This window comes from Desulfomonile tiedjei, assembly GCA_016212925.1.
Classification (GTDB): Bacteria; Desulfobacterota; Desulfomonilia; order Desulfomonilales; family Desulfomonilaceae; genus JACRDF01.
In genome coordinates this window covers 420,360-443,771 of sequence record JACRDF010000047.1, presented here as the reverse complement: position 1 = coordinate 443,771, position 23,412 = coordinate 420,360, and the positions used below count along the sequence as shown (strand labels likewise).

At 53.7% G+C, this 23,412-nt stretch carries 18 protein-coding genes; 11 read left to right on the top strand and 7 right to left on the bottom strand.

The features are described from left to right. The first annotated feature begins 256 nt into the window (after window positions 1-256). The 3 genes from HY913_20780 (at window position 257) to HY913_20770 (ending at window position 4,281) form a co-directional block, all read left to right on the top strand. A complete protein-coding gene (locus HY913_20780) occupies window positions 257-1,522 on the top strand; it encodes a coproporphyrinogen III oxidase family protein (GenBank protein ID MBI4965725.1) in 1,266 nt (421 codons plus the stop codon). Then, on the top strand, window positions 1,522-3,645 hold the full coding sequence (locus tag HY913_20775) for a GAF domain-containing protein (GenBank protein MBI4965724.1): 2,124 nt from the start codon (window positions 1,522-1,524) through the stop codon (window positions 3,643-3,645). The genes HY913_20780 and HY913_20775 overlap by 1 nt, the downstream gene beginning before the upstream one ends. Before the next feature lie 441 nt (window positions 3,646-4,086). After that, entirely contained in the window at window positions 4,087-4,281 is a 195-nt protein-coding gene (locus HY913_20770; GenBank protein ID MBI4965723.1) for a hypothetical protein, read from the top strand. A 251-nt stretch (window positions 4,282-4,532) separates the two neighbouring features. On the opposite strand, the gene HY913_20765 is transcribed toward HY913_20770, so the two are convergent. After that, window positions 4,533-5,453 carry a LysR family transcriptional regulator gene (locus tag HY913_20765; GenBank protein MBI4965722.1) on the bottom strand — a complete coding sequence of 307 codons (921 nt, stop codon included), beginning with the start codon at window positions 5,451-5,453 and terminating at the stop codon, window positions 4,533-4,535. A 155-nt stretch (window positions 5,454-5,608) separates the two neighbouring features. Here HY913_20765 and HY913_20760 point away from each other — a divergent pair, with 155 nt between their 5' ends. Next, a complete protein-coding gene (locus tag HY913_20760) occupies window positions 5,609-6,478 on the top strand; it encodes a MaoC family dehydratase N-terminal domain-containing protein (protein MBI4965721.1) in 870 nt (289 codons plus the stop codon). Window positions 6,479-6,557: 79 nt separating this feature from the next. On the opposite strand, the gene rsmI is transcribed toward HY913_20760, so the two are convergent. The 3 genes from rsmI to holA form a co-directional block, all read right to left on the bottom strand. Beyond that, on the bottom strand, window positions 6,558-7,391 hold the full coding sequence (gene rsmI, locus HY913_20755; GenBank protein ID MBI4965720.1) for a 16S rRNA (cytidine(1402)-2'-O)-methyltransferase: 834 nt from the start codon (window positions 7,389-7,391) through the stop codon (window positions 6,558-6,560). Beyond that, the gene (locus tag HY913_20750) at window positions 7,391-8,482 is read right to left on the bottom strand and encodes an AI-2E family transporter (GenBank protein ID MBI4965719.1); all 1,092 of its coding nucleotides are present in this window, start codon (window positions 8,480-8,482) and stop codon (window positions 7,391-7,393) included. Before HY913_20750 ends, rsmI begins: the two co-directional genes overlap by 1 nt. A 114-nt stretch (window positions 8,483-8,596) precedes the next feature. Continuing rightward, complete coding sequence (holA, locus tag HY913_20745) at window positions 8,597-9,988, bottom strand: DNA polymerase III subunit delta (GenBank protein MBI4965718.1); 1,392 nt, start codon at window positions 9,986-9,988, stop codon at window positions 8,597-8,599. A gap of 292 nt (window positions 9,989-10,280) precedes the next feature. On the opposite strand from holA, the gene HY913_20740 reads away from it, so the two are divergent. Further along, entirely contained in the window at window positions 10,281-11,063 is a 783-nt protein-coding gene (locus HY913_20740; GenBank protein MBI4965717.1) for a DUF169 domain-containing protein, read from the top strand. A 201-nt stretch (window positions 11,064-11,264) separates the two neighbouring features. On the opposite strand, the gene HY913_20735 is transcribed toward HY913_20740, so the two are convergent. Both HY913_20735 and tilS read right to left on the bottom strand, forming a co-directional pair. Further along, complete coding sequence (locus HY913_20735; protein MBI4965716.1) at window positions 11,265-12,086, bottom strand: sugar phosphate isomerase/epimerase; 822 nt, start codon at window positions 12,084-12,086, stop codon at window positions 11,265-11,267. A gap of 195 nt (window positions 12,087-12,281) precedes the next feature. After that, a complete protein-coding gene (gene tilS / locus HY913_20730; protein MBI4965715.1) occupies window positions 12,282-13,730 on the bottom strand; it encodes a tRNA lysidine(34) synthetase TilS in 1,449 nt (482 codons plus the stop codon). 216 nt (window positions 13,731-13,946) lie between these two features. Here tilS and HY913_20725 point away from each other — a divergent pair, with 216 nt between their 5' ends. The 4 genes from HY913_20725 to HY913_20710 all read left to right on the top strand — a co-directional run bounded on the left by HY913_20725 (window position 13,947) and on the right by HY913_20710 (window position 17,983). After that, window positions 13,947-14,408, top strand: a complete 462-nt coding sequence (locus HY913_20725) for a universal stress protein (GenBank protein MBI4965714.1) — start codon at window positions 13,947-13,949, stop codon at window positions 14,406-14,408. Window positions 14,409-14,487: 79 nt separating this feature from the next. Then, entirely contained in the window at window positions 14,488-15,954 is a 1,467-nt protein-coding gene (locus tag HY913_20720; protein MBI4965713.1) for a S41 family peptidase, read from the top strand. A gap of 633 nt (window positions 15,955-16,587) precedes the next feature. Further along, complete coding sequence (locus HY913_20715; protein ID MBI4965712.1) at window positions 16,588-16,986, top strand: FKBP-type peptidyl-prolyl cis-trans isomerase; 399 nt, start codon at window positions 16,588-16,590, stop codon at window positions 16,984-16,986. Between the two features lie 184 nt (window positions 16,987-17,170). Further along, on the top strand, window positions 17,171-17,983 hold the full coding sequence (locus HY913_20710) for an undecaprenyl-diphosphate phosphatase (GenBank protein MBI4965711.1): 813 nt from the start codon (window positions 17,171-17,173) through the stop codon (window positions 17,981-17,983). A 175-nt stretch (window positions 17,984-18,158) separates the two neighbouring features. Here the strand turns inward: HY913_20710 and HY913_20705 are convergent, their stop codons facing one another. Next, window positions 18,159-18,401, bottom strand: coding sequence for a hypothetical protein (locus tag HY913_20705; GenBank protein ID MBI4965710.1), 243 nt, complete (start codon window positions 18,399-18,401; stop codon window positions 18,159-18,161). Between the two features lie 58 nt (window positions 18,402-18,459). On the opposite strand from HY913_20705, the gene HY913_20700 reads away from it, so the two are divergent. Together HY913_20700 and HY913_20695 are read left to right on the top strand one after the other, a co-directional pair. Further along, the gene (locus tag HY913_20700; protein ID MBI4965709.1) at window positions 18,460-21,231 is read left to right on the top strand and encodes a bifunctional transaldolase/phosoglucose isomerase; all 2,772 of its coding nucleotides are present in this window, start codon (window positions 18,460-18,462) and stop codon (window positions 21,229-21,231) included. 610 nt (window positions 21,232-21,841) lie between these two features. Further along, window positions 21,842-23,404, top strand: coding sequence for a B12-binding domain-containing radical SAM protein (locus tag HY913_20695; GenBank protein ID MBI4965708.1), 1,563 nt, complete (start codon window positions 21,842-21,844; stop codon window positions 23,402-23,404). Window positions 23,405-23,412 lie beyond the last annotated feature (8 nt).

Here is a 23,412-nt window from a genome sequence, read left to right as displayed (position 1 = left end):
CACGCCCCGCATGAGTACATGCTTAAGTGGCTGAGGGTGAAGCCCTGGCATAATGACTAAATTACTGCTAAAAGAGTTCTAGTTTCAGGGCCGGGTTTGTTATGGCTGTGCGGGACTTCTGGCTGTTTCAGCGACGTCTGCATCAGTTGGAGATCCTTTTTCGGCTTGGTTCCAATCCCGACTGACCTGACAGGATTGTGAAGGCCGGTTGTCGAATGGCCACCCTTTGAAAGTGAAATCGGAGAGTTCATTTCGGATGATCGTGGAAAGTGTGCTCACAGCATACCTTAAGCGCAAATATTCAAAGATCCTGCAATTCGGCAGTCTCGGAGACATCGAGCCCCCGCGGCCTCAGCCGGGGAAGGACTATCTCCTCTATATCCATGTTCCTTTTTGTGAAGAGTTGTGCCCTTACTGTTCTTTCAACCGATTCGTCCTGGAAAAAGACCTGGCCAGAGAATATTTCAAGGCACTGAATCGTGAGATCCGGCTGTATGCGGAACTGGGATTCGATTTCGCATCCGTTTACGTCGGCGGAGGCACCCCGACCGTGCTTCCGCAAGAGATGGGCCTCCTGTTAGAGGACTTGGGCACACTGTTTCGAGTCAGAGAGATCTCCGTGGAGACCAATCCGAATCATCTGACGGATGAGACCCTGAAGATCCTCAAAAACAGCGGCGTCAACAGGCTTTCGGTGGGGGTGCAGAGCTTTGACGACGGCCTGCTCAAAGCCATGGAGCGATACCATAAATACGGCAGCGGCGTCGAGATCCGTGACAAGCTCGCGAAAATTATGGGCATGTTCGACACGCTAAACGTGGACATGATTTTCAATTTTCCGACTCAAACCATGCTCATGCTTGAGAGAGATCTGGAGATTATTGACGAGATGGCGGCCGATCAGGTCACTTTCTACCCCCTCATGGTCTCGGATATTACCCGGAAAGAGCTGGCCCGCCGCTTCGGCCCCATAAGTTATCGTCAGGAAAAGGCTTTCTATGACCGTATTGCCGAAAGGCTTAACAAAAATTACACTTGCGGAACGGCCTGGTGTTTCTCTAGAAAGAAAACAATGATTGACGAATATATCGTCGATTTTGACGAATACGTTGGAGCAGGAAGCGGATCTTTTGGTTACGTTCATGGGGCCTGCTTCGCGAATACCTTCTCGATTGCGGACTATATAAAGGCCGTTGAGCAAGAAAAACTACCCCTCCTGGCAAGGAGAGACTTTTCAAGGACTGAACAGATTCAATACGATTTTATGATGAAACTGTTTGGAACCTCGCTGGATGTGGCAAAGGCAGAGGTGAAATTCAACGGAGAATTCTTGGCAACCCTTTGGAAAGAGCTTTCCCTGTTCCGATTGGCCGGGGCACTGAACAATGACAACGGGGTCCTCAAGCTGACTAGGAGAGGTCAATATTTGTGGGTTATAATGATGCGAGAGTTTTTTACGGGAGTTAACAACTTTCGTGACACGTGCCGAGCTGCCCTCAAAACTCCCCAGGAGTGCATTTGATGCCCAACCCAACCTACGAGGAATTGGAAAGACGAGTTAAAGAACTCGAAAAGATGGTGGGCGATCTTATGGATAGCGCTATGGATCAGGAGCACCACGAGCTTTTTGATCTTTCCATCCTGTGCAACGTATCGCAAGCGCTTGCCTCCACTGTGGATCTGGAGGAGTTGCTTGCAATCGTCATCGACGAAGTCAACAAAGCCCTGCTGACCGAAGGCGCAGGCGTGTTGCTCTATGACGAGCACCGCGGTGATCTTTACTGGAAGCAAATTCGTGACGCCAGACATATCCTGGCTCCTCAATCGGAGGAATTGCGCCTCCCCCTTGAGGGAAGCATAGCCGGCTGGGTGTTCCAGAACAACAAACCGGCCAGAGTGAATGATGTCTCCAAAGATCCCCGGTACTATCCGGAAATGACGAAAAAAAGCGGATTTGAAATTCACAAGGTGCTTCAGGTTCCGCTGAACACGAGAGAAAAGACCATCGGCGTATTGATGGCCATGAATAAGATCGGCGGCGATTTCTCCGATCAGGATGAGGCACTTGCTCTGTCTATGGCTGGTAGTATTGCGCTCGCTATTGAGAACGCCCAGGTTTACGAAAAGCTGAAGAAATCCAGAGACGACTTGGAGATGATCTACCGATCCAGCATGGCACTTGCCGCCACCATGGATCTGGATCATTTGCTGTCCGTCGTGGTCAGCGAATTAAGATCCGCTATGGATACCGACGCCGCGGGAGTGTTGTTGTACGACGAGCATCGGGGCGACTTGTATTGGCGCGAGGTCCAGGACGACCGTGGCCTTATCCCTGCTCGCACCTCGGAATTGCGTCTCCCCCTCGATGCCAGCATCAGTGGTCAGGTCTTTCAGACCGGGGAACCTGCTCTGCTAAACAATCCCGCTAGCAATCCGCAATTTTTCAAGCCGTTTGAGACGCGCACGGGATTCGACATCCGCAATGAAATCATAGTGCCGTTGCACACCAGGGAAAAAACCCTTGGAGTGCTAGTGGTCATAAACAAAAGTGAGGGGCAGTTTTCGGAAGAGGACGTTCATATACTCAGCTCTCTGGCCGGTGTCGTTGCTCTAGCTGTGGAAAACGCCACATTCTTTGAAGAGTTGATGAAGTCCTACCGAGAATTGGAGGAACTCAACCGGGCAAAAACTAAAGTCCTGAATCACCTGTCCCACGAACTCCGAACGCCCTTGGCTATCATCCGCGGCACTATCGCGACTATGCAGAAAAAGCTGGCTGAAATGGGCACCAAAGATTTCGATCGCCCTATCGAACGAATGAATCGCCATGTGCTGAGCCTCAACAGGCTCGAAAACCAGGTCGAGAGCATCATACGTACCGGTTATTCGTGGGAGAAGCGAATGATCACCGGATTTCTTCAGGCCGCTCTGGACCTTATGGAAGTCCAAACCGAATATACCCCGGAGATCCGGCGAGCCACCTCCCTGCTTCACAAATGGCTGGAAAAGACTTTTCCGACAAGACGGGATGAGCTGGAACGGATCAATGTCAGAAGTTTCGGGGACATGGTTATTGACTACATCCGCTCCAAAATGAAGCAGGAAAAGCGAACATTGAAGCTGGATTTCGACCTGGCGGACGCGGAACTGCTGATTCCCAACCAGGTCCTGGTAGCGATAGTGGAGGGCTTGGTCCGAAACGCTATAGAAGCCACCCCGGACCACGGAACGGTCTCGGTTACCGGTCTAGTAAAGGGAGACAGGTACATTCTCCGTGTGAAAGATACCGGCATCGGGATTCCTGAAGACGCAAAGGAATTCATATTTGAAGGCTTCTACCCGGTTCAGGAAACGGAAGACTACGCTAGCCGCCGACCGTACTCTTTCAACGCCGGCGGAAAAGGGATGGACCTTCTCAGAATCCGGATGTTCTCCGAGCTTTATGGCTTCAGACTGTCATTCACCAGCCAACGTTGTCCCCTGCTGGTAGGCTCCGACGGCCAGCCCCCGCGAAGCGTTGAATTCTGCCAGGAGTGCCAAGCTCCTGAAGAATGCGCAAACAACGGCGGTTCCGAATTCGTGGTGGACTTCCCCCTCGCAGACACCTGGGCCGCGGAGCTGACCAAGGCGGGAGAGGCGGCGTGAAGGGGTAAGGAGGAGGAGAAGAAGAAGAAGAAGAAGAAAGAAGAAACGAATTGCCGGGGGAACCCTTTTTGACAATCCCGCGGGACGCGGGACCCCCGGCGCCCCCTCCCTAAAACTTCCCTGCGCTTTCCCCCTTTGAGGCTTCCGCTTTCAGCGGAAGCCTCAAAGGGGGAAAGATATAGCGATTCTCCAAAGGTCTTTCCGGGTGGCACATTCCCGTCGTCCCGGCTAAGCCGCGTGAAGGCGAAGACGGAGTGAAGATTTGCAGGGAGAGCCCTTTTTGAAAATTCAGATGGAACTATCGCAAAGTCGATGATGGGGAGAGGACCAGAGGGGCAATTCGGGGCATCGCTGGAAAGAGGCTCTCTTACAAGCCGAGTGAAGCCGGGATGACCTTGAATTGAGAGGGAGGCATAGACTTTCTTGTAGGAGAAAAACCGAATGGAGAGCAAGACCGAAAGGAAGAACAGGGCTGAAAGGCTGAAAAAGCTTTCTGCTCAAGGGATGAGTCTGGAGGAATTAGCAACGTGCGTGTTGGCGGCGGACCCAAAGCCGCTGTGGGAAGAAGAAAAGGCCAAAAGAAAGGCAAAAGGAGAAGAAAAGGCTAAGAAGAAGGCGAGAAAGTCCACGACATAAGCGCCTCAGAATTAATAAGCAGGAATTGGGTCCGCTAACCGCGGACACTGATTAAAACCTTCAAACGAGCAGAGCGGAAATACAAGGATGCCCCGAAATGGGATACCTGGTTATAGACGGGTCTTTTTCGTCAGCTTCGTTTCTATAGCGATTCTCCAAAGGTCTTTCCGGATGGCACATTCCCGTCGTCCCGGCGAAAGCCGGGACCCAGGCCTAGCGTAAACGATGCGGTTCGCTTCGCTCACCACACCCTACCCGGGTTTCGCAGTTTCATCTTTTGAGAAATATTGCAGTGGATCATCGGCAAGCAGTTTCAGGAATGCCTCCTGATACATGGGAAATTGCTTGGACTTCAGGAAAACCGCTCGCCACTCCACCCGCACCCCGCCTTGCCCGAGCGACGACGCGCAGAGTTCACCGCTGTTGAGGAATGTCTTCACGGACCAGCGGGGAAAAAGCGCCACCCCGAACGCGGAACGCACCATGTCAATGATGGCCGCAGGCTGTTCGATGGTCATGAAGCGGCGGATCCTGACCCCTGCCGACACAAGGTAGTACTGATACAAAAGGTCTTTGGACTTCTCCACGAGGGAAATGAGCGTGATATCTTCGAAATCCGCCTCACTGACCGTTTTTTTGGCGCTCATGGGATGGTGGGGCGAAGAAACCACCACGACCTCGTCTTCGAACAACTTCCGGTGGTCGATCTCGGGATGGTCCACCGGAAATCCGGTAATTACCAGATCAAAGGCATCGGATTTGAGGTCGCGAATAAATGTGTGAGAGTTATTGAGCATGAGTTCCACCTGGGGATACATCTCATGGAACTTGCGCATTAAAGAGGGGAGCCACTGGTAGCTCAGCATGCAATGAACCCCGATGCGCAAAACTCCGGTCTCGCCGTGCACCGCCTTGCCAATTTCGCGTTCGACCCGGTTCAGCTCTTCCAGCACGTTTTCGGCAGCCTTCAGGACCCATCCGCCCATTCTGGTGAGGATCATCTTTCTCCTGGTGCGCTGAAAAAGCACGGTGCCCAGCCTATCCTCCAGTTCCCTCAACTGCTGGCTAAGGGCAGGCTGGGAAACGTGAAGCTTTTCCGCTGCACGGGTAAGATTTTCGGTCTCCGACAGGGTCTTGATCAGCCTCAGATGCCGTATCTCGAGAATACCCATGTTTCGCCACCATAAGCTGTAATTATCGTTTTGATAACATCAATATATTTTACTTATTTATTAGGCCGACTTACCATCCGTGTCAATCAAAATGATGCGGATTCAGGCCCCCATCACTTCATTCCGCGGATCTTACAAATAAAGGAAGAGCAAAAATGCCGACCTCCACCATGCAGCTATTCTTGTCCATGATGCGCAATGCCCGGTCCCGTAAAATGAACCGGGCCATGATCGGGTACACAGCGGAGCAGAAATTTCCGCCCGTAACAAGGGACGCGATAGCGGAATTCGCCCGGGCCACACGCGACGACAACCCCTCTTACGATGCGGCTCAGGCCTTGGCGCCGCCGTTCTTCATCGGCAAGCTGATTATTCCGCTGGTAAAAGACATATGGGCGCATAAGTCCCTTGGACTGAATCTATTGAAGACCGTTCAGATATCCCAATCCGTGTCTTGGCTCGCTCCAATCAAGCAAGGAGATCAAATCTCCATCAAGGCCCGAATACAGAATATTTCTACCAGCCCTCGGGGTGAAACCTTGGAGGTGTCCGCCGCGGCACTGGTTGAAGGCCGAGTCGCGGTGCAAGGCAATATCGGATTCCTGGTGAAGTCGAAGAACAGCGCAGGGCCTACCAAGCCCCCTCAAGAACAGTCAGCCCCGGAAATGTTCCGCCTTTCGCTTCCCACCGAAGAGGGACAGCAAATCCTCTACGCGAGAGCCAGCGGCGACAACAACTTTATCCATACCAGTACATTCCTCGCCCGAATGGCGGGCCTGCCGCGCACGATCATGCACGGGGCCTGCGTCATGGCCATGATCTGCAACGCCCTCACCAAGCACCTGGTAGACAACGACATCACGCGGGTGGCGTCCATAGCCGGCCGGTTCGGCAAGCCGGTTGTTCCCGGGGAAGTGCTTACCGTCGTCAGCTACCGGCCGGAAAAAGAGAAAACGGTTCCGTTTGCGGTATTCAATACCCAAGGGAAGCCGGTATTTCGTGAAGGGGTCTTCAGTTACAAATAAGTGCGATATGGATCGGAGATCCTGACCGGAATTATGCGGCGGTGGCCCGAGCGACGCGGTTCGCTTGGCTCACTGCATCCTACTTGGACCTCTTCAAGGCCAAGAATTTCTCGTACGCGGCGCTCTTTTTTACCCCGAACCGCTGGTGCGCCTCGTCGGCCAACCTCTTGCCCGAAAGGCCTTCTTTCATAAGGTCCTCGACAACTTCGTCCAGATCAATCGCTGTCGCGGTCGAGGCTTCACCTTCAACCACGATTACTATTTCGCCTTTGATCACGTCCCTGCCTGTCAGGATTTCGAGGAGGTCTTGCGCGGTCCCTGAGAGGATTTCTTCATGTATTTTGGTCAACTCTCTAAATAGAACCATACGCCGCGATCCCAAAATCTCGACAGCGACTTTCAGGCTTTCCAGGATTCGACGCGGTGTTTCGAAAAAGATGCAGGTGCTCTCCGCCTTAAGGATCTTTTCAAAGAAGCTTTTTCTCTGGTTGTCTTTGCGCGGGATGAAGCCAAGATAAGCAAACGTGGAACAGTCCATACCCGAGACTGAAAGAGCCGCGGTGATCGATGACGGTCCGGGGATTGGAGAGACCTGAAATCCTGCATCAAGGGCGGCTCGGACAATTCGGTGGCCGGGGTCCGAAATAGCAGGTGTCCCCGCGTCGGTGACTATCGCCACGTCTTCCCCTTGGTCGAGGCGTTCCAGGATGGCCTGTGTTTTGCGGCTCTCGGTGAAGCGGTGCAGGCTCATCAGCTTCGTGGAAATGTTCCACCGCTGCATAAGTATTCGACTCTGGCGGGTGTCCTCACAGGCAACTACACTTACGGCCTTCAGGGTCTTGACGGCACGGGCCGTAATATCCTCGAGGTTGCCGATAGGTGTGGACACCACGAACAGGACACCTTTAGCCATTAATCCTGCCCTGTCGGATCATTGTACAGGTAAGACGTCCGATATGCCTGAGCAGCGCTCTTCAGCAGCACCAGCAGAATAGCGGTAACCGGAATAGCAACCAGCATGCCTACAAACCCGAAGAGTTCCGCGCCCGAGATAACCGCCAAAATGTACACCACAGGAGGCAGCCCGATAGCGTGGCCAACTATCCTGGGAGTCAAAACGTACGCTTCCAAGGTTTGGACTGCTGCGATCCAGCCCACGACATAAAACATGTGGGCAAGGTCCCCGTACTTTGCCAGAGCCATCGCGGTTCCGGCCCCTAGAGCGAAAAGGGTGCCCAGATAAGGAATGAAAAAGAGTAATCCCGAGATGGTTCCCAGCACTATGGCCAGGTCGATGCCGATCAAAAGGAACCCGATGGTGTAGAGCCCGGCCATGATCAGCGCGATGGTCAATTGCCCCCTGATGAATCCCGCGAGCACCAGGTCTATTTCCCCAAGCCTCCCGAGGACGGTTTCTCTCGTGTATGGCGGGATTAATTCGGCTATCCCGGTTTTGATGTTGGCGAACGAGACCATGAAATAGTATGCCACTATGGGCACGAGCGCGACGTGGAGAATAACGGACAGTATCTGCAACGTAGACCTGAAAACTGAGCCAAGCACCCCCGTGGCAACGGTTGAAACCCTCGGAAGCCATTCCTTGCCCTTTTCCGCGAGCATGGTGGCAACTTGATCCCAGTCCTGAGGGATGGGGATGTTCAGCTTCTCGGCGGTAAAAAATATAAGGTCCCGGAGAGTTATCACATACTTGGGCGCAAGGACGGCAAAGGCTGATATTTCATCGACCACCGCGGGCACAAGTGCCATAATTAAGCCGACGAAGATCAGCAGCACAATGACAAGTATTCCAAATGCGGCAAGGGACCGGCCTAACCCCCACGCGGCCAGGCGCTCTACCACAGGGTTCAATATATACGCCAAAAAGAAAGCCACCAGAATCACGGTGGTGACAGATTCGAGGGCCTTCATCAGCCAAAGCAGGATGGCGAAGAAAACCACTCCTGCTCCTATTCGAATCAGCGTTCGCCGATTTTTCGAGGTCATTGCACGCTACCTCCCGAAGTCCGTATGGCAAAGGGCCGGAACTATCACGGTAGACTACGCTTCCAATGAGAGAATCTACGGGGGAACGTCTCTTATGTAAATAGTTTTCCTGGTTCAGCGGTGCAGCGTTGTAGTTTTGTCTGCTCGCGACTTGGGGTGGGGTTGGCTACAGATAGTCAGCACAAGGTTTTCCACTATGGTTTCAGGCGAGCGGCTGCCCACCCTGGTCGATTTCATCATCACGTCGGCTTCAAGAACGGCTTCCATGATTCGCGTGAGCCTCGCCATGGGGAATCGCTGCGCATCGCGAAGATACAAATAGAGAGGATAATCTTTCATGGAAAGCAGTTTGAGCTTGCCTTTTGCCATAAGAGCCGGATTTTCCTCGCGAACCTTGTTCAAGATTGAAACAAATTCCTTGTACTGCATTCCGGGCTTCCATGAGGATCGAAAAATCGTGAACAGCATCTCTCGAGCAACCATAAGCTTTCGCATTTCACTGGCAATTAGTCCCAACGTCTGCAACGGGTGCTCTGCGATCTTAAGGTTTTCGTACAGCGCGGGCAGACATTTTTTGACGTCGCCGGTCCGCAAGACATTGTTCAGCTCAAAAAAAGCCACTTGGTGAAAATCGGAAAATAGGTCTTGCACGTCCTTTACGCTGATCTCTTTGCGATCGCCAACGTAGCCTATCAGCTTTTCCACCTCGCTGTGGATCATCCTGAGCTGTTTCCCCGAACGCGCGTACATTGTCTCCAGGGCTTCCTGGGAAATTTTCTTTCCGGCCCTTTTTAGCGCGTCGCGGACCCGCTGGTCGAAGAACGATTTTTCCAGTCCGACGCCAAATTTTTCCTCTCTCACCGCACATTCAATTACCTGGCTTCTTTTTTCCAGGACCTTGAACGTCTTTTTGCGTTTGTCCACCTCAGGCGCGGTGAAAATCAGCACTGTTCCTTCCGGAAAAGGGGAACTTATGAGTTCTTCCAAGAAACTTTCGTCCGCTGCGCCCCCGACCTTTCGGCCTTCTTCCATGAAAGCCTGTGCTGCGCGAGCCAGGTTGTCCCTGTCCTGGGGCCGAGCGCCCTCGCCAAGCACTTCGCTGATCCAATCAGAGCCTCGTTCTATTGCCGAGGAGTCAAGACCGGCAAGGTTCAGCAATTGTCCGAGAGCTTTGAAGGAGGATTTTCTATCACCGCCGGCCCAGGCATCCAAAACCTTGGCCACAAGTTTGCGCTGATCGAACCGCCCCATGAACAAGGTCGTCTGATCTACCAGAATGACCCTTGATCCACCGAATAAAGACGGAGTGAAAAGCTGCAACGAAAGCTCTCCAAGGTCCAGCGTGCTCCCATCCAAGACGATCAGATTGGTGCCGCGAAGCTCAGGGTCCAAAGCTTCGTCTACCAGCCGTGCCACGCGCTCCTTTACCAGAAATTCGTCTCCGAAAATGAGATAGAGGGATTGCCCGCCTTCCGCGGCGGAATTGTCCGGAATTTTCTTTTTCATTGAACTGGCGGTGTGTTTACCGAGCTGTGATTCGAGAAGCTGCCGCGACTCTACCCGAAGGACCAAACCAAGTCAAACCGGCACGCGTTATTGTCGGCGGTATTTCAAACAAGGCGCATGATGTCCGTGCAGCGTCCGGTTGGCTGAGGGACTTCGATGTTGACCGCCCTTCGGCGAACAGTTACACTTAGCCGGTGTCAACCGGAATCACTTTTGATGTCACTATATTACGCCAAGGCGGGGTGGCGTACTTTCCCCTTTCAGGCGGAGCCCATTTTAAAGGAGGACGGAAATGGACTACAGAGAAGCGGCGACGTTTATACACAACGATCTGCGGCTGAAAACCCTTCCCATGGCAGTGAAGTTCCTCAAAAGCAAGGACCTGTTCCCTGAAAAAACGCGTCGGCCCTCCACCGCGTTGGGGAAGAAAATCACAATTTGTCAGGCGGTAACCATGGCGCGTGTCTACGGATGGACTGTAGGGGTGACAACAGCAGATTTGATCTGCGTTCCGGCCATGGTGGCCTTCGGCCTGACACCCGCGGTGGATCAAAGAAAAGTCCTTGGCAAGCTTTTCTGCGAGGTGGGCTTTCTCAAAGATGCAGCCGCGGCCCAGGAAGAAACCGGGTCCATGCAGTTTCTGGCAAAGGGTGAATTCGAAGCCATACTGTTGGCGCCTCTTGAGAAAGCCACGTTCGAGCCGGACACCGTGGTCTTGTACGGAAACCCTGCTCAGGTCATGCGTTTAACGCAGGGATGGGTGTACAACCAGGGGCAGCGAGTCGCGGGGAACTTCGGCGGCAAGGTCGAATGCGCTGAGTATCTTATCGCGCCGTTCAAGAGCCGGGCCCCCCGAATTGCCATTCCCGGTAATGGCGACAGGATATTCTCAATGACCCAGGATGAAGAGATGGTTTTTGCTTTGCCCGCAAGCGGCCTGGAACCGCTGATTCAAGGCTTGAAAGAAGCCGGCAAGAAGATCGGTGCGCGCTATCCCGTAACCTTCTATCAAAACTATCAGCCGGAGTTCCCCAAACCTTACAAAACTGCAGGCGAAGAGTTGGGCGTGTCGTAGTGTGGTGTCCCGCAATTAGGTCTCAAATCCCTGACCTGGCCAGCATGCGAGTCAGTGTCATTGCGCGGAGTGAAGCGACGAAGCAATCTCAGCGCTGCAAGGCAGAGATTGCTTCGCTGCGCTCGCAATGACAAAGGCGGATTCCTTTAGCATACCGGGAAATTCCGAGAATTCTTGCACGTTGTGAACTCTTAAAAGCTCCTAATAACGCGCGGCCCGGGAAGTCGCAATTGAGCGTGCTTCCGTTTGGAGGAATTCCCGCACTGCCCGCAGGGTCTGCAAGAGGGCCTTTTCTTCCCTGAGTTCCAGCACCCACCAGTCGCAAAATGGAAGCCGCGACAACAGGCGCAGGCGATCTTCGATGTCCGCCGATGTCACCGGCGGCTGATGCCCTTGCATGGTTTCCTCGTGGTAAATGTGCGCGTTCAGGAAACGATCCGGATGCGCGAGCACAAAATCTTCTATTCGGTAAGACCCGTTCCGCACTGACGCGCTGCATCGAGCATGACCAATATCCAGAGTCGCGCAGCAACCGCTTTTCACGAGGATCTTTTCAAAGAGCGCAGGGCGGCTGGTCCAGCCTCGCACTAGGTTTTCGAGACAGACGCGTATGCCCATGCCGGCTGCGAATCTTGTCAGGTCCGCCAGGCCTTCAACGGTTGTTTGCCAGCAGAGGCCGGAAGAAGAATCCCTGCCCAGACCTACGTGGACGGTTATGCGCCGGCCGCGCAACCGCGAAATTAGCCGACAAGCGTGATGCAGGAGCCTTGCGGCATTCTTGGCTTTGTGCGCGTCAACGTCTCCGAGGTCCGTATCGGTAAAGAAGAGGTGGTATCGCACTTCAAGCGGATGCAGGGTGGAAATGTTTTTCGCCAGCCTCAACTCTTCCACCCTCGTGCGCGGAAGGTTTTCCCTGTTAAACGTCCAGTCAATGCCTTGAAATCCGTGTTCGAGCGCAAACTGCTTGAGGATTTTTGTATCGGGAAAGAAATTGCATAACGCCAGCTTGGGGGAATAGGTCAAGGATTAACTCCGGTTGGGCTTTACTGTGACACGCAAGAGGTTTTTGCGGAGGTCTCTCGAATCAAACATGCGAGATAATATTTTATTACATAATTTTGATCAATTAATCAAATAGGAAATTTCGATAATACTTGATAATGTAATAGGAACTTGCGGCCCACATCTTTCTCTTCCACAAGGGGCAAAACCTTGTCATTAATCCGAACGCGTGAATCCGACATCCGTCAATTCGTCCAGGCCTCTCGCAAGCGTGACTTCCAGGATGCGGCGGGTCTCAGGCGTCACGGCCGCGGCCTGACCGCGTCGAATCCCCGGCACCCACAATATCTCTCCTTCTTTGACCAGCAAGGGAATTACTCGTCTCAAGCCGGCCGGTACTTTCATGTCTATGAATAGCTTCTTGAGCTTTCGACTTCCGTCCAATCCCCAAGGTTTGATCCTGTCACCAGGCCGGAAAGGCCGCAAAGTCAGCGGAAAGGCTGCCTTGTCGGCATCAAAAAAAGCTGTAGCCTCGCCGCCAGGTGCTTTCGGGAACCTGCCGTCGCCCTCCAGTAATCGAAATCTCAAGGTAAAACCAGTTTCGGCAAATTCCACTTCCCCCGGACCGGTTACAATCATGTCGAGAGCTGTCGGAATCGTGCCAGGTTTTTCGCGAAGGATTCTAAGCGTTTGGTATTCGCGCTTGGCGACAAGGCCGCCGGGTAGGTCAAGACGCGCTGAAGGGTTGACGCTGTAGAGCGCCTTGATCAAAGCCTGAATGTGCGACCTGCTCCAACGCTCGTCGCGGCCGGACGAATCATACAGCGCGAGCAAAACCGATCTTGCAGTCAGGGCATTAGGAGCTGAGCGCAGTTTTTCAACGTCTAATACCAAGCTGTCTTCGCTGCCCGAAACAGCTTCTGAGCAGAGTTTCTTCGCTTGAGCGTCGAGGAATTCATCTTCTTGGGCCAGCATCGCCAAGGTGCGTCGGAGTGGGTCCCGGAAGTTGGAGAACCGTTCCCTGATCGCCGGGAATAAGCGATTCCTAATAAAGTTGCGGTCAGTTTCAGTCTCCAGATTCGTTGGGTCCACTCGGTAAGGAAGATGCCGGGCTTCAAGAAAACTGATTATTTCCGCCCTTTCCGCTCGTATGAGGGGACGAACGATTTGTCCTCTGACAGGCGCGATGCCTTTCATGCCACGAAGCGACGATCCCCTGAAAATCCGCAAGAAGAACGTCTCTAATTCGTCATCCATGTGATGGGCCGTGGCAATGACATTCGCACCGGAAGAAATCCTCACATCTTCGAAGAACTTGTAACGGCAGCGGCGACCGGCCTCTTCAATGCTCACCCCTTCATTGGCGGCCATCGCGCGGACATCTTGTGCGACCACCTCGATGGGAATGTCCATTTTGTCGCACATTTCCCGCACAAATTCTGCGTCCTTCCACGAATCCTCCCGGAGCCCGTGGTCCATGTGCGCGGCGACAATCCGGAATCCCGTTTCAGATTTCAGAGCGTTGAGGATATTGATCAGAGCAATGGAATCCGGCCCACCGGATACGCCTACGACAACCCCCCCACCCGGTTCGATCATTCGGTATTGCCGAATGGTGGCCCGGACCTTTGATAGAAGGCTCTTTGCAGGATCGGATTGAGTCATTGTTATTTCACGCTTGGCTCAAGTTGCACACTAACGCAGCGAATTGCTCGCGGCAATTTTCTCCGGTAAATTAGCACCAGGCAATTATAGCAGAGGAATTGGGCTGCCGCGTATGTACGGGGGTTCTTTGCTTGATCTCTTTGGCAAGAGGCTCTAATTTGATAAAAGAGGATGTCCGGGAGTGGAAAAAACTCTCCAGGGATGAGGTCGTTGAACATGGTGCCCAAAAAGATATTGTTCAGCACTGATTTCTCAGAGAATTCCACGGCCGCTCGCCAGTGCGCGGTGGATTACGCCCAGGCCTTTGCCTCGGAGTTGGCGATCCTCCACGTGATTAATTCCTCCCAGATAGGGTATCCATCTTTGGAGGAAGAAGTGCCGCTGGACATACGATCAGCCCTCGAAGGCATTCAGAAGTCTGTTGACAAGGCACTTGAACTCATTGGCGCGGAATGCCGCCGAGGACTCAAATCAGTCAGAACGTATTCCAGGGTCGGCATCCCTGCTTCCGAAATCGTCCGTTTCGCCCGAGAAGAGAAAATGCAATTAATTGTAATGGGTACCCACGGATGGACCGGAATCAAGCACTTGATCATGGGAAGCACTGCGGAAAATGTTGTGAGGAAGGCAACTTGCCCTGTCCTCACGGTGCGTTCTTCTCAGGATTCAAGTCGTTGACGTGGTCGCCGAGACGACTAATCCGATGAGTTGCTCATTGACGACCGCATGTACCTGACTTGAAAGACTGGAAAAGCATTTGCCTCGTTATTATCGCTCAATCTGGCTGCTGTTTTTGCTGACGCTCTGCTTGCCGGCGGCCGCGGATACAGTAGGCCGCCAGCCGTCAGGGCACAGAGCCGGACCTTTACTCCTGAGTGATTTTACGGTCGCGCAACGTGTTGATGCCCAACAGGGGGCTACGAGAGGTGGTTCCTCTCACGGCAGCGCTCCACAATTCTTTGAAGATACGATTCGACTGGTCAAAGAGAATTATGTTGAGGAATTGTCCGACGACGAAATCTTTCTCGGTCCTCTTGCAAGGCTAACACTGACTCTGCCGCCTCCTTGCGCGGACGGAATTGTGCTCCCCGGCGACTGTGACCGCAACCCGCGGGATTGTCTCATGGCATTTGTTCAGGGGGTGGCGGTCCGCTGCCGCATTCCCAAAGACCAAGTTTTCAGGATGGTGCTGAATGCCTTGCTGCCAGGCCTGGACCCCAACTCGGGGCTGCTGGACGCGGGTATGCTCAAGGAACTGTCTATAGGGACTTCCGGGAAATTCGGCGGAGTGGGCATGGTGGTTACCACCAAAGACGGGGATTATGTGGTAATTTCTCCATTTGAAGGATCTCCCGCGTTCAAGGCAGGCATACAGGCCGGGGATACCATTGTCGAGATCGACGGCCAACAGCTCCACGGGCTGCCTTTATTGGAAGTCTTGCGCAAAGTCCGAGGGCCCGCCGGATCGGTCATGTCGGTCGCAGTTCGGGACGGTCGATCCGGAGCAATCCGTCGCGTGCGGATTCGCCGCCAGGTGATTCACATTCCTCCGGTTCGATATCTGAATCTTGGCTCAGGCATAGGATACTTGAGAATCGTTAACTTTCAACAAGACACCGCTGATGAGGTCAGAAAGGTTTTGAGCCGTATGTCGGTTCGCGGCAAGGAAAACCCGAAAGGTCTCATCCTTGACCTTCGCGACAATCCAGGGGGTCTTTTCGACGAGGCCATCGACGTGGCTGACCAGTTCTTGCCTTCAGGAACCATAACCTCTATCCGAGGCCGCAACCGGCAGCTGAATCGAGAATTTGCAGCCAGCCCCAAGACTAATTCTCCTCGAGTGCCGATTGTTGTCCTGATTAACAAAGGCACGGCAAGTGCTTCGGAGATCTTGGCCGGCGCGCTCCAGGGTCGGCCGGATGTCCGGGTGGTCGGAGAGAAAAGCTTCGGCAAGGCTTCAGTTCAGGCGGTGTACCCTCTACGGAACGGGTCTGCCCTCCGGCTGACCACGGCACACTATTACACGCCCGACGGTCGTGATATAGAAGGTAAGGGCCTCGAACCCGACATCATGGAAGAGGTCACCGCGGAAGGGATGGGCAAACAACGGGTGGACCTGTTGAAGCTAGCTGAACTCGAAGACGATAAAGGAGTAAAGAAGGCCATGGAATGCCTCCTGTCCTCGCAGTCACCTGGGAGAGTGACATTCCCTACCCTGTTTTGAGCCGCGGGCCTAGATTATTAAGGTGTGTCACATTGGTTGGAAATGGCTTAGGATATTTGAACGATAATGGGAGGCATTCCCTTTGCCGGGACGACCTCCGAAGGCAGCGGGCGGCAAAATGAACGAGAATATGAAGATTTGGACGTGTTCTTGTGGGAAACGTTTGAAATTGACGACGGCACAATTGGAGTCGGGGAAGGAGACCTGTCCCCATTGCGGGGAGACTGTCGGCCAGCATGAAAAAGACACCCCGGGCCTCACTGTCGGAGACACGCAAACGATAAACATCGGTGAAATGGCTCGGATGGCACAGGAGGGCATAGACCCATCCATTTCCGGCGAATGGGATACCTCCAAGTCCCGCCAAGCCCCATCAAAAACCAAGCCGAAAAAGAAATCTTCTTAGCCGTTATCAAATCCGGCTCTGACAAGCATTACGCGAGGTCTACGTTTGAACGTTCCCTTCCACGATGTGATATTGCTCGGTTGTAACAAGCGTATGTTGCTCGGAACCTTTTGGGTCCTGCCCAATGAGGGCAAAATTGCCTGGACATGCTGAAAAACGCCTGATAAGAGGCAAAGATCGAATTCAATTCAGAAAAGGAGTTTGTGTTGAAAATAAGCTTACTTTCAATGGCTCTATTCTCGGGATGTCTTTTTTTATTGGCCACGACGGTTAGTCACGCGGCTCAAGCCTTCACCACCCCCTCGGGTTTGAAGGTGGAGGTCCTTAAAGAGGGCAACGGTCCGGTGCCCAAAAGCGGGCAAACCGTAGTAGTGCATTACACCGGGACCCTGGAAGACGGGAAGAAGTTCGACAGTTCCAGGGACCGCAACGAGCCGTTCAGTTTCCCGTTGGGCGCGGGCCGGGTCATCCGAGGATGGGATGAAGGAATAGGGCTCCTTAAAGTCGGTAGCCGCGCGAAATTGACCATTCCCCCGCAATTGGGTTACGGCGCACAGGGCGCAGGAGGAGTAATACCTCCCAACGCCACCCTCATCTTTGATGTGGAGTTGATCGAGGCCAAGTGAGGGACGCGTCGTCTGCATGCTGAGGCATCGAGATCCAGTCAAACGTGTTGCGAATTAGAGCCGCCGGGGGCACGGCGTACCGTGCCCCCACGCGGGCGTTCGGCCGCTCGCTGCCCATCGTGGTCGTTGACAGCAATCTTTACGGAGCCGCTTTTGGCAGCGGTTTTGAACCAGAGGATTCTTGATGAGTGATCTTTGGGTCGCAGGCGTACTAGGAATAGTCGAGGGGCTGACTGAGTACTTGCCTGTTTCGTCTACCGGCCATCTGATTGTGGCAGGAAATTTGCTGAATTTTTCGGGCCAAAAGGCATCGGCCTTTGAGGTGTTCATACAGTTGGGGGCGATTCTTGCCGTGGTAGTCCTGTATTGGAACAGGTTCACAGCACTCATTCCATTCAATGGCGAGAATAGCAGAGTGGAACACGGCTTTGCCGGCTGGAAGGGCCTGGCGCTCCTCGCCATAACCACACTTCCCGCACTGATAGCCGGATTTCTGGCTCATCGAATGATTAAGACCTATCTGTTTTCTCCGATGACCGTGGCTTGGGCGCTGGGCGTAGGGGGAATCGGGATACTTCTCGCGGAGAAGTTCAAACCTGACTCCGGCGTCAAGGATCTCGACGGGCTGACGTACAAGCAAGCGCTGGCTGTGGGTTTGTTCCAGTGTCTTGCCTTATGGCCGGGGATGTCCCGGTCCGCGTCCTCAATTATTGGCGGTTTATTTTCGGGCCTCGACAGAAAAGTGGCGGCGGAATACTCCTTTGTGGCCGCTGTACCCATCATGATCGCAGCTACTTCGTACGATCTTTTCAAGGAATGGCATTTGCTGGCGTTCTCCGATCTGGGCTTTTTCGCGGTGGGCTTCGTTGTCTCCTTTGTTTCTGCCACTCTGGCCGTGAAGACTTTCATCAGTCTCGTGCAGCGTTGGTCTTTAGCACCGTACGCGTGGTACCGGTTGGCTATCGCCCCTTTGATTTATTTCCTGATGATCAAGTAGAGATTCGAGAGAAAACCAGGCCGTCCAAGGGGAAAGCACTTTGGATAAGGGCAGTAGCGCGGAGGAACCAAATCTATGGAAATTGATGGGGATTATAGACAGGTGCTGCGCGGCATAAACCTTTAGCGTCTGCCGCTCGGGACAAGAGGAGGAAGGGAGTCTAAGTGCAGTTAACTCAAGATTCCGATTGCTTGCCGAGATTGTCGCTGAATACGTCCGCGTACTTCAAGATCCAATCAATGGCCGCGTCCATTCCGAGGTCTCTGCCTGCTTTCTCCGACTCGATCCATTTGTGGCGCTCTATTTCGCGCCGTTGAATCTCCAAGTATTCCTTCAGGTCCATTTCAACACCGGCGTGCATCTCCGTTGTCGATGCCTCTCGATTCGTGTATGATCGAGCATGCTCATTGTTAGTCACTTGCATCCTTTATGTCAAGTCCAATCTGAAGGTAAGCAGCACCACGCGGGGGCTTTTGATGACCAATCCATTGGTAGAGCTGAGTTTCCTTGGACAATCTGTTTGGTATGACAACCTCGGCCGCGAATTGTTGCGGTCAGGCATGCTGGGTAGGCTTGTGCATGAGGACGGAGTCCGAGGGGTAACTTCCAACCCGACCATATTCCAAAAAGCGATTTCCAGCGAAAAGACCTACGACAATGATTTGCACGTCTTGGTGGACCAGGGCAGAGATGTAGAGGCCATTTACGAGAGCTTGGCTATAGAAGACATCCGTGAGGCCGCGGACCTGCTAAAGGGAGTTTACGACGAAACCTCAGGCATGGACGGCTATGTGAGCCTGGAAGTCTCTCCACGACTTGCCTACGACACGGCGGGAACTTTGGAGCAGGTGAGGCGCCTATTCGAGCTGGTGAACAGAAAAAACCTTATGATCAAGGTCCCGGCCACACCTCAAGGGCTGCTGGCAGTCAAGGATCTAATCGCATCCGGCATCAATATCAACATCACTCTGATCTTCTCCCTTGAACAATATCTCAATGCAGCCATGGCCTATGTGGAGGGCATGGAAGAGTGGGTGGCTTCAGGAGGCAACCCCGGCCAAATCGCTTCTGTGGCGTCGTTCTTTGTCAGCCGGGTGGACTCCATGGTTGACGAAAGGCTGGAGGAGATAACCGATCCCAACTTCAAGAGTCTGGCTTCAGAATTAGTGGGGAAAGCAGCCATCGCTAACGCCAAGATGGCTTATGCGCTGTTTAAGGAGATTTTCTACGGAGAGCGTTTTGCCTCCCTGAAGAGTCGCGGCGCGAGGCCCCAGAGGGTCCTTTGGGCAAGCACCAGCACCAAGAATCCTTCGTACCCTGACACCTATTATGTGGACCCTCTGATCGGGCAGGACACTGTCAACACCATGCCGCATGTCACCCTGGAGGCGTACAAGGACCACGGAACACCCGCTGTTCGCATCGAAGAAGGTGTGGATGAGGCTCGTGAGGTCTTTGGACAACTGGAGGCAATGGGCATCAACATCGGCGAAATCATGGATCAACTCCTTGAAAACGGAGTCAAAGCGTTTGCGGATTCCTACGACATGCTTCTCAAGGAGATTGAAAAAAAGAGAACCCGGCTGCTACGCGGCTGGGGCCACCGATCGGCTTCGCTGGGTGCGCTTCAGCCCCGGGTGGACGCAACGCTCGCGAGACTCGACGCGGACAAGACCACTGAGAGTCTTTGGACCGGCGACACAGCCCTGTGGGCCGGGGATCCTGATGTTCGGAGCGCGATCGGTCAGAGGCTCGGCTGGCTCCAGGCGGTCGAGACTATGATAGGCGAGAAGCAGCGCCTCAAGGACTTTGCTGACGAGATAAGGTCATCCGGGTTCACCACCGCGGTTCTCCTCGGAATGGGAGGCAGCAGTTTAGCTTCCGAAGTGTTTGCCGATTGCTTTGGCGCTGCTGACGGATATCTCGATCTAAAGGTGCTCGATACAACGGTCCCTGGCACAATTCTGGATGTGGACCGCAACCTGGATCTCAAACGGACCCTCTTTATCGTGTCCAGCAAATCGGGCGGCACCATAGAGGTGATGTCCTTGTACAAGTACTTTCGTGCAAGGATGGAGCAGGCCTTGGGACCTGACGCGGGTAAGAGCTTCATCGCAATCACGGATCCCGGAACAGGCCTTGGCAAGATGGCATCCGAACACGGATTCCGGAGGGTCTTTCTCAACCCTCCAAATATAGGGGGAAGGTTCAGTGCTTTGTCCTATTTCGGCTTGGTGCCCGCTGCTCTCATCGGGATGGAATTGGATCGTTTCTTGATGAGGGCCGCTCAGGCAGTAGAGGCCTCCGGCCCGGAGGTCCCTTCGCTGGAAAGCCCCGGCACCTGGTTGGGGGTTATAATGGGGGAGCTTGCACTGGCGGACAAAGACAAATTGACGCTCATCATCTCCCCTGCATTGAGTGGCTTCGGCACCTGGCTGGAGCAGCTCGTGGCCGAAAGCACGGGCAAGGAAGGCAGAGGTGTCATTCCGGTAGCCGGAGAACCGGTCGGTCATCCCGATGCTTACGGCCATGATCGCCTTTTCGTATACTCGCGGCTGGATGGTGACACTTCCTATGACGAGCATATTTCCGCGCTGGAGAAATCAGGGCAGCCGGTAGTAACCCAGCGATTACACTCGGCTTACGATATCGGCCGGGAGATGTTCAGGTGGGAATTTGCCACGGCTGTTGCCGGCGCGATTCTCAAGGTAAACCCTTTCGACGAGCCGAACGTCCAGGAATCTAAAGATATCACCAAGAGGCTGCTTGAAGCGTACAAGAAGGAGAACAAAATACCCGACGGCGAGAAGGTTGCGGTCGGAGATCCTGGTTTGACCTCGGCCCTGGGAAAATTTGTAGCGTCCATCAAACCGGCGGACTATGTGGCGATCAATGCTTTTATCCGGCCGAGGACCGAAAACATTGACATCCTCCAAGCCGTGAGGGAGGAGTTTAGAGACAAGTTCAAGGTTGCCACGACTTTGGGCTTCGGCCCACGATATCTGCATTCCACAGGCCAGATTCACAAAGGAGGGCCGGACAAAGGGGTGTACATATTGGTCACATCAGAGGACGAAGAGGACGTTCCTATTCCCGGAGAGCCTTATTCATTCTCCGTGCTAAAGTCCGCTCAATCTATCGGCGACTACGAGGCATTGAAAAACAAAGGCCGGCGAATCATCCGGGTGCATCTCGGAAAGGAATCGGAACTGAAGGGGCTCCTCAATGCGGTGAGGGTCGCGGGATAGTACCGATCTGGGATAAGACTTCTCCGCGGACGGCACCCGCCCTCCCAAAGCACTTTGATATTGTGGTTCGTCAGGAAGTATAATAAAGGTTCGATCCAATGGTGCAAGATGAAATCGAATTCCGAATTCAGCGCTTATCAGAAAAAAATTGAAGCTATTGACAATGTTATACTGTGCGTTGCAGAGGCTGAGAGAATGGTGAGGGAAATCGGGAGATCTCTGGTCTCCGAGATCGGGCCTGCTTCAACGCCGTGCCCTAGTAATGGCAAATCCGGCAAGTTTTCTTGGGGTGTACATACGCCGGGCCGGTAAGATCGGCGGCTCCTGTGGAGCCATGGAGGGGGTAATTACGGCTGCGCATTGAAAATGGCAATTCGCTGTGGGGTTTCGCGCTCGCGTAAAGAGCCAACCAGAACTACCGGCAAGATGCAGGCGCTACGAAGGTTGGGCTTCGCGCTCGCGTAAAGACCAGGCGGTATCCCAGGGCCTTGCGCTTGCCGGCCAATCTCTGCGAAGCGATTGTCTCAATTTCAGTGCTTCGTCGTACGGTCGCAGATTGTGAACCGGATTCATATAGTCGCTGCGAATTGCTATCAGGGGGAGAGTAACCATGAAAGTACTGTTGTTGTATCCGGATTTGCCGCTTTCATTGATGTCTTTTTCCAAGAGTTGCAACAACATCGGAGCCAAGTCCTTCACCCCACCGCTGGGGCTAATTACCATCGCGGCCATGTTGCCGGAAGATTGGGAACCGAAACTTGTCGATCTCAATTGCACCGATCTGTCGGAAGCGGACTGGAAATGGGCGGACGTCGTCCTAATTTCGGGAATGATTCTCCAAAGCCAGGGTATGTTGGCTCTTGTACGTGAAGCCAAGTCGCGAGGAAAATTTGTGGTCTGCGGCGGGGCATACGTGACCTCTGTCCCTGAGCCGGTGTTGGAGGCGGGAGCGGATGTGCTCGTCCGCGGGGAGGCCGAGACTATCCGCGAAGAAATATTGGAGGCCATAACAGCCAGGCAAACCGGAAAAGTGATCCAAGCTCCTGACAAGCCGGACGTTACCACATCCCCAACTCCTCGGTACGACCTACTGAACCTCTCCAACTACCTTTCCATGGCCGTACAGACATCTCGAGGATGTCCTTTTGAATGCGAATTCTGCGACGTTGTGAATCTCTATGGCAGGAAAATGCGCTACAAAACTCCTGACCAAGTGGTTGCGGAACTGGAATCGCTCCATCGTCTCGGCTGGACGGGCCTGGTATTCGTAAGTGATGACAACTTCATAGGTAGCAAATCCCGCGCTCAGCCCATTCTACGGGAGATCGTCGCATGGAGCAAATCTCGAGGCGAGCCCTTCTCATTCGCAACCCAGGCATCCATCAATCTGGGCCAGGACCCCGATCTGATCGATCTTATGACCGAAGCGAATTTTTCCTATGTGCTCGTTGGGGTGGAATCGCCTGATCAGGCGGTCCTGGCCCGCAACCGCAAGATGCAAAACATTGACAACCCGGTCGTGGACTCGCTCCACGCCTTGAACGACCGCGGGCTGACAGTAATTGCGAGCTTTGTTATCGGATTCGACGGCGAGGAATCGGGAGTCCAGCAACGTATTCTGGACCTTGTACAAGCTGCGGGCCTTGGGCTGGTATTCGTCAACGTCTTGCAAGCCCTGCCGAACACCAAGCTATGGAATCGATTGCTGGAAGAAGGCAGGCTTCGGCCCGAAATTACCAGTGGGGAGACCCTGGCTTCGCGGATGAATTTTGTTCCGAGTCGCCCTGTGGAAGAGATAATGCAGGAGTGGGCCGACGCATGGGCCCAATTGTACGAGCCGAACGGCTGTCTGGAGCGAATATCCCGCTCCTGTCTGTCCATGCGACCTACTCGTCGGGCAATGGGGATGGAGCCGGCCGATCCTTCCACCAACGCCCGTAAGAATCCGAGCACCCCGTGGAACAAAAGGATGCAGAACCTGACGATCTTCAGCAAGCTTATCCAAATGCTGGGACTGCGTCCCTCAACCGCGGTCCAATTCTGGAGAAAAATTTTCGTGGTGCGAAAGAAGAACCCGAGCAGGCTGGTCCGATACCTGGAGAATTGCTCCTTCGCCGCTAATATGTTCATGCTCCGTGACGAGATCCGCAAACGAAGCGCCACGGGTGCGTGACGTTAGAA